Here is a 7,404-nt window from a genome sequence, read left to right on the forward strand (position 1 = left end):
CCTGGTGCAATTCGCTACCAAGAAAAATATTGGCATATCATACACCAGATGAAATCTTTGAAAGAGAATTGGATCATATCTATCAAGCAGCTTAAGTGTTCAAGTTATTATTGCAATTTACGGGGCGTTTTTCATTAAAGAAGGGGCAAAAGCTAACCTTTGACCAAGCAGTAACTTTTGTAAGTCAATTGGACGATTTTGATCATGATCCTTATGATTATTACCGTATTAATGGAAGAAGTACAAAAAGTTTTACGCTTGGGCTATAACTTGGTAAAAATTGAACATCGGGGTTACGTTCTACCTAATATCTATAACAGCAAGAATAATTGGCAATATATTACTGATCGTCCAGTATGGAATTTCGGCAAAGATAGTCATTTTTGGCTAGGATATGCGGCTTCAGATGTAAAGAAGAAGCAACCATTAGATATTAAGGAAATTGCTGAAGAGAGTACAAAAAAACCAGCCTTAAAGAAGTTAGTCAAACAATATTACGGCCTTAAAGGTAATCGATTCTTCATCTATAATCGTCAAGGCAAGTTGATCAAAAAGTTAACACTTAAGAAAGAAAAGATTTTTAAGGTTAAAGGCCATCGGATCGTGAAAAATAATATTAAAAAAGTGTTGACATTGATGATAATTTACTTAAAATAATTATTAACAATTTAATTAATCTGAAAACAAAGAGAAAGAAGAGTAGTTTAATTCGAATTTGCAGCGAATCTCGTTAGGTGTGAGGAGATAAAGGTAGAATTGAATGAAAATCACTTTCGAGTTCTATTTCTTAATCTTGTAGTAAGAAATGGTGGGAGCACCCGTTATAGTGCCTGCGTATCGCTGAAGTTTCTTCGGCCGCACGCGAAAGGTATTGTTAGTAATAACAATATAAATAAAGGGTGGTACCACGCTAGAAGCGTCCCTCAATCAAAGCAATTTTGGTTGGGGGACTTTTTTTGTGATCAGATAATTCTTAATTCTCAGGAGGACGAGTGTATGAATGATGAAAAATCTCGTAAGTTGACCTGGAAGCAATATTTAGTCGTTGCTTCTTTACTATTTGGATTATTCTTTGGGGCTGGTAACCTGATTTTCCCACTTCACTTGGGACAGCTTGCCGGTGCGAATTGGGGGACAGCCGCAGTTGGATTTCTGATCACTGGTGTGTTATTGCCTTTACTATCAGTGCTTGCCGTAGCCATTACCCGTGCAGGTGGTGTTTACGATATCGGTAAACCATTAGGCGCCGGCTTTGCCGTAGTATTTATGGTATTGATCCATGCGACTATCGGTCCTTTGTTTGGTACACCAAGAACAGCAACTGTTTCATTTACTGTAGGTGTAGCACCATTTATCCCTAAAGATATGCAAACTGTCGCATTGTTAGTATTTTCAGCTGTGTTTTTCTTATTAGCATTTGCATTTTCATATCATGAAAACAACATCTTGTCTAATGTTGGTAAGGTTTTAAACCCATTATTTTTAGCACTTTTATTCTTAGTTTTCGTTGTAGCATTTCTTAATCCATTAGGAAATCCACAAACTGCTACTGTTACTGCTGCTTACAAGCATTCAGCATTAGTTAACGGCTTCCTTGAAGGTTATAACACTATGGATGCCTTAGCTGGTTTAGCTTTTGGTGTTACTGTTGTTACCGCTGTTCGTTCAATGGGTCAAAAAGATCCAAAGAGTGTTTCAAAGGTGGTTGCCAAATCTGGTGTAGTTGCTATGGGTGCCGTAGCTTTAATCTACTTACTTTTGATCTTGATGGGTGCAATGTCATTAGGTCACTTCAAGGTATCAGATAACGGTGGTGTTGCATTTAACCAAATCGTTAATGAATACGGTGGTCTTTTTGGTCAAGCATTACTTGCATTCTTGTTAACTGTTACTTGTTTAACTACTGCTGTTGGTTTGGTTGCCGCATTTGCACAAGATTTCCATAAGCATTTCCCAAAGGTTAGTTATCACGCATGGCTTGCTCTTAGTTGTTTAGCATCATTCTTTGCTGCTAACTTTGGTTTGGATCAAATCATCGCCTGGTCAACTCCAATGTTGATGTTCTTGTACCCATTATCAATGGTCCTGATCCTTTTGTCAGTATTTTCACCATTGTTCAAACGTGATAGCGTAGTTTACTTCTTTGTGATCTTGTTCACGGTAGTACCTGCATTAGGTGACATGGTTGTAGCATTTCCAGCAGTTGTTAGTCAAAGCCAATTTGGTTTAATGGTTACTTCAGTTAGAAGTTCTTTGCCACTTGCAAGTATGGGACTTTCATGGTTAGTACCTGCATTAGGTGGTTTGGCAGTTGGATTAGTATTCCACGTCTTTAGAAGAAAGAACTTAGTCACTGCACAAGAAGAATTTGAATAAAAATAAAAGCTTTTCTACTCATGCAAAATACGTGAATAGAAAAGCTTTTTCAGTATTAATTTTAATTACTTCAAATTATTAACCTTCACAACAGCTTTGGATACATCCTTTAATTTACCTGAAGTAAATTGCTCAACTTCACCTAAAGATAATTCATGTGAGATTAATGGTAAGACATCGACTTTATGTGATTCAAGTAGTCCAATGGCATCTTCAAAGCAGTATGGATTGATAAATGAGCCTTGAATCGTTAATTGCTTTTGATAGATTTCATAAGAATTAATCTTGAATTGTGACTTAGGGTTGGCCACGCCAAACATTAATACTTGTGCACCACGCCGCGTAGCAGCAATTGCTTCTTCTTGGGTAATAGGATTACCGACAGCTTCTACTACAATGTCGTAAGCATTGTTAGGAATCTTGTCTCCTTGAGCGGTATTAAAAGTAGTGACATCAAAATGATCATGATTGAGCTTTAATTTCTCTTTAGAAATACCAGCTAAATCCACCTGATGAACGCCCATTGCCTTTAAAGTTTGAACGAATAATTCACCCATAAAGCCGTCCCCGATGACTAATGCTTTTTGATAGGGATGCAATTTTAACAAATTTACACCATGCATAGCACATGAAAGTGGTTCAGTGACTGCAGCTGCCTTAAGTGAAAGGTTATCTGAAATAGGGTAGACAACTTTAGCTGGCGCGGTGAAGTATTCCGCAAAACCGCCATCACGAGTGACACCTACAGCGGAAAGGTGTTCACAAAGTTCTGGTCGAGAAGTACGACAGTAGTAACATTGACCACAGTAAATATTAGGGTCAACAGTTACTCGATCACCAGGTTTAATATTGGTGACATTTTTGCCAACCTCTTTAACAATCCCTGAGTTTTCATGACCTAAAATAATAGGTGGATTTGCTTGAGCAGAACCTGGTAAACCATTGTAAAGTTCACGATCTGTGCCGCAAATACCGGCATAGGCTGTATGAATTAAAACTTCATCATCTTTGACCTCTGGGGTGGGAACTTCTTTTTCTTCTAATTTTTTAGTTACTGTTAAAACTAATGCTTGCATAATTTTTCCTCGATTCTTCATGAATAGAGTAACTCATTTGAAGGCAAATGTAAGTACTTTCATAGATGAAAATTATAAATTATTAAAGCTTTTACCAATAAAAGCAGAAAAATAGTGTTGCCAATAAAAATTAATATAATATAAGGATATGAAACGAGGTAATAATATGAAGAAATTTGGTAAATTAGGTTTAGGAGCCGCAGTCGTTAGTTTATTTGCTTTATTAGTTGGAAAGAAGTTAAATGATCAAGTAGATAAAAAAGATGCTGAAGATCGCGGCGTAAGTAAAATAGACTAAAAGGAGCTGGATGGGATACCATTAAGTTTTTATTTAAGTAAAAAGTAAGTGCATCTTACTTTTTAAGCGCACTCATCAGCAGCTATAATAACGATAGTTACTTAATTAAACATAACAACAGAGTATATAAAAGGAGAGCAAAAATAATGGAGTATCATAAGATCAATCAAGAAGATTTGAAAGCTTTAAGTTCTTATATTGCTGATCCTGCGCGCCTTATCACTAATCCAACTACGCACTGGGATCACGATCAATTCAAGACCGTTCGTGCTATGCCAGACTTGGTCATTCAACCGGTTACTAATGAAGAAGTATAAAAAGTCGTTAAATATGCTAGTGATCACAATATTCCGATCGTGCCAAGAGACAATTCAACTGGCTTGATGGGAGCCAACTTGACAGTTGAAGGTGGTATTTCACTAGACATGATTAAAATGAATAAGTTGCTAGAATATGATCCAACATCATTAACTATGACTGTACAGGCAGGGATGCGGTTGATTGATATTGAAAAATTCTTAGCAAATAAACCATTTTCATACATGCCAGCACCAGCGATGCACTGGGCTTCAATTGGTGGTAACGTTGACACCGATGCTGGTGGCTTAAAGTCTGTCAGATATGGCGTAACTCGTGAACACATTCGTCAATTGAAAGTAGTTTTGACTGATGGTAAATTATACAAGTTTGGTGCTAAAGCTGTTAAATCTTCATCAGGTTACTCACTCAAAGATTTAATCATTGGATCAGAAGGTACTTTAGGTGTAGTTACCGAAGTAACGATGCGGCTTTATCCAACACCAAGAAAGTCAATTAACGCTTTAATTCCATTTCCAACATTAAATGATGCGATCAAGTCAGTACCAGCAATTTTGGCTTCAGGCGTAGTACCTACTACAGTAGAATTTATGGGTAGGAAAGTTATCGATCTCTGGGAGAAATACTATAATGAAAAATTCCCAGTTGATACAGGAGATGGCTTTATTTTACTTCGTTTTGACGCCTTCACCGATGGAGAATTGCAAGCTGAATTAAAGCAAGCTGTTGCCACTACCAAGCAATTTAAGTCAGCAACACCAATTGTGCTTGATGCTAACTCAGAAGAAGCAAAGACCGTTTGGAAGTGTCGTGAAGATTTGTTGTTAGCTATTCAAAAATCAACGCCTAAGATGGATGAGGTAGATATTTATGTACCAATCAATCATATTCCTGATGTTTTGGATCGAGTAGATGAGCTTGAAAAAGAAATAGGTATGAGAATTCCTAACTTTGGTCATGCTGGTGACGGTAATTTGCACATCTATCTCTGTTCAGACAATATGAGTGATGAGGAACACAAAGAAAAGAGCGATAAGGTAATTACAGAACTTTACAAGACTGCTAAAGCCCTTGATGGTACATGTCTGGTGAACATGGTATTGGTTATGTTAGAAAAGATTGGTTCGAATGGTACTATGGTGAAGACTATACTAACTTATTAAGAAAGATTAAAAAGGTCTTTGATCCAAACTCTGTTTTGAACCCAGACAAGATTTTCCCATTACAAGATAATAGCAAGTTGACTAATTTAACTTATGTAAACGAATTGGTAATGAGCTAAAGCAATAGAATAAAAGAACAAAAAAGATGGTCATTTTCCTGTGAGAAAAAGATCATCTTTTTGTTTTTAAGCTTCTTTTGTTAATTCATAAATTGCTTCGGCGTAAATGGCAATTGAATCAATCAAGTCATCAACTTTCATGTATTCGTTAGCTTGGTGCATAACCATTGGTGCATCTTCTGGTTGAGCACCGAAGGCTACACCATGCTTGAATAGACGACCATAAGTACCACCACCGATAACAACTTCGTGGCCTGGTTTACCAGTTTGATGTTCATAAACCTTGAGTAAGGTCTTAACTAATGGATCATCACCTGGTACGTAGTGTGGTTCTTCAAATGAGTTGAATGAAGCAGTTAGGATATCACCAAATTTTTCTTCAACTTGCTGAACCATCTTGTCTGGATCAGTACCCTGTGGGTAACGGATATTATCCTTTAAGATAGCATCACCATCAGCCTGATATTCAAAGATACTTGGTGCACTTGAAAGATCACCCATTAAATCATCATGATGAGCAACGCCAAGCTTTTCACCCTTAAAGTCTTCATGTTCAACATCAGCTAAGAAGTTAAGATAATTCTTGTCGCGTCCAGCGAAATCGAATTGATTGAGGAACTTACCTAAGAAAGTGGCAGCATTGCGACCAACTTGAGGAGCAGAAGCATGAGCACCTTGACCAGTAAGTTCGATCTTAGCTTGATCGCCATTAATTTCAAACTTACCTTCTAAGTCATTGTCAACTAAAAACTTAGTGAATTGTTTCTTAATATTTGCTAAATCACTTCCACTAATAATAGCGTAAGCCTTTTGTGGAGTAACATTTTCAGCAATACCGGCAGTAAACTTCTCAAGTTTTGCATTGCCCGTTTGATCATCATCTTTAAAGTTAAGTATCAAAGTATAAATTCCTTGCTCACCGTTAATGATTGGGTACTCTGCATCAGGAGAGAATACTTGATCTGGAGTAGGTTCGTGCTTTAAGTAGTAATCAATACCAACCCAGTTAGTTTCCTCATTAGTACCAACGATGAAGTCGATCTTTTTCTTAGGAGTAAAGCCAGCTTCTTTTAGTAAAAGCATGCCGTAGTATGCGGCAAGGGCAGGACCTTTATCATCTGCGGAACCACGACCGATGATTTTTCCATCCTTAATCAGCATCTTGAATGGATCGGTATTCCAACCATCACCTGCAGGAACTACATCCATGTGACCTATGATGCCAAGACGTTCTTCACCATCACCATAGTCAACGCGACCAGCATAGTTATCAACGTTCTTAATATGAAAGCCATCTCTTTCGGCAAATGATAAAAACTTCTTCATTGCCTTAACTGGGCCAGGACCAACAGGGTATTCTGTAGAAGTATTATCTAAATCTTCAGAAGAATCAATGGCAATTAATTCGCCTAAATCGCGTAAAATATCATCTTTCTTAGCAGCGGCTAATTTCTTATAGTCTAAGCTCATATTTTTCTCTCCCTTAATTAAAATTGATTAATAATATTTTATCAGAAATATTTGATTCTTACTAAAAATTGGATCATTTAACTACTTCCTACAGTCTTTAAGATACCTCAGTAGTATATATGATTACAACAGATCCAAATAGATGGTATAATAGACATGGATAGGCTGTGATTTCAATGGCATCTTACAAAAAAATACAAGCAAACGTAGATTCAAATTTAGCTTTACAAGCTGAAGGTATATTTAAAGATATTGGACTCACTACTACTACTGCTATAAATGTTTTTTTAAAGAAAGTAGTTGCAACGGGAGGTATTCCTTTTGAATTGAAAGAAACGCCAGAACAAAGAGCAACAAGAGATTTGGTACAAACTATTTCAAAATTACCTCATAAAGAAGCTAAATCAACGAAAGATATCGAGGATTGGCTGAATGAGGACTAACGATATTGTGGATGTTTTTGTAGCATATACTGATAAAACAGGTGGTAAAAGCAGACCAGTTTTAATGAAAAACGCCCGAAAATCCCCGTATTTTAATGCGGGGATGGATAGGGCCAAGCTGACCTAGCAGTCAGCTTTTTT

At 36.9% G+C, this 7,404-nt stretch carries 7 protein-coding genes, 1 pseudogene and 1 other annotated feature; of the genes and pseudogenes, 6 read left to right on the plus strand and 2 right to left on the minus strand.

Features of this window, described 5'->3' with window-relative positions:
- Window positions 1–204 precede the first annotated feature (204 nt).
- Together CP355_RS09075 and brnQ are read left to right on the plus strand one after the other, a co-directional pair.
- Entirely contained in the window at window positions 205–657 is a 453-nt protein-coding gene (locus CP355_RS09075) for a hypothetical protein (protein WP_233187025.1), read from the plus strand.
- A 20-nt stretch (window positions 658–677) separates the two neighbouring features.
- Window positions 678–927, plus strand: a binding site (T-box leader).
- 69 nt (window positions 928–996) lie between these two features.
- Entirely contained in the window at window positions 997–2,376 is a 1,380-nt protein-coding gene (gene brnQ / locus CP355_RS09080) for a branched-chain amino acid transport system II carrier protein (RefSeq protein WP_098044375.1), read from the plus strand.
- Window positions 2,377–2,441: 65 nt separating this feature from the next.
- On the opposite strand, the gene CP355_RS09085 is transcribed toward brnQ, so the two are convergent.
- A complete protein-coding gene (locus tag CP355_RS09085) occupies window positions 2,442–3,452 on the minus strand; it encodes a zinc-dependent alcohol dehydrogenase family protein (protein ID WP_098044376.1) in 1,011 nt (336 codons plus the stop codon).
- 166 nt (window positions 3,453–3,618) lie between these two features.
- On the opposite strand from CP355_RS09085, the gene CP355_RS10730 reads away from it, so the two are divergent.
- The gene (locus tag CP355_RS10730) at window positions 3,619–3,750 is read left to right on the plus strand and encodes a hypothetical protein (RefSeq protein ID WP_087363188.1); all 132 of its coding nucleotides are present in this window, start codon (window positions 3,619–3,621) and stop codon (window positions 3,748–3,750) included.
- Window positions 3,751–3,896: 146 nt separating this feature from the next.
- Window positions 3,897–5,350: pseudogene (locus CP355_RS09095) on the plus strand (FAD-binding oxidoreductase).
- 66 nt (window positions 5,351–5,416) lie between these two features.
- Here the strand turns inward: CP355_RS09095 and pepV are convergent.
- Window positions 5,417–6,820 carry a dipeptidase PepV gene (gene pepV / locus CP355_RS09100; RefSeq protein WP_025006397.1) on the minus strand — a complete coding sequence of 468 codons (1,404 nt, stop codon included), beginning with the start codon at window positions 6,818–6,820 and terminating at the stop codon, window positions 5,417–5,419.
- A 176-nt stretch (window positions 6,821–6,996) separates the two neighbouring features.
- Here pepV and CP355_RS09105 point away from each other — a divergent pair, with 176 nt between their 5' ends.
- Entirely contained in the window at window positions 6,997–7,263 is a 267-nt protein-coding gene (locus tag CP355_RS09105) for a type II toxin-antitoxin system RelB/DinJ family antitoxin (RefSeq protein ID WP_098044377.1), read from the plus strand.
- Window positions 7,253–7,390: a hypothetical protein gene (locus tag CP355_RS10635; protein WP_233185856.1), complete on the plus strand. Its 138-nt coding sequence runs from the start codon at window positions 7,253–7,255 to the stop codon at window positions 7,388–7,390. Before CP355_RS09105 ends, CP355_RS10635 begins: the two co-directional genes overlap by 11 nt.
- The last annotated feature ends 14 nt before the right edge of the window (window positions 7,391–7,404 follow it).

The organism is Lactobacillus sp. UMNPBX4 (assembly GCF_002554115.1).
Lineage (GTDB): Bacteria > Bacillota > Bacilli > Lactobacillales > Lactobacillaceae > Lactobacillus > Lactobacillus gallinarum.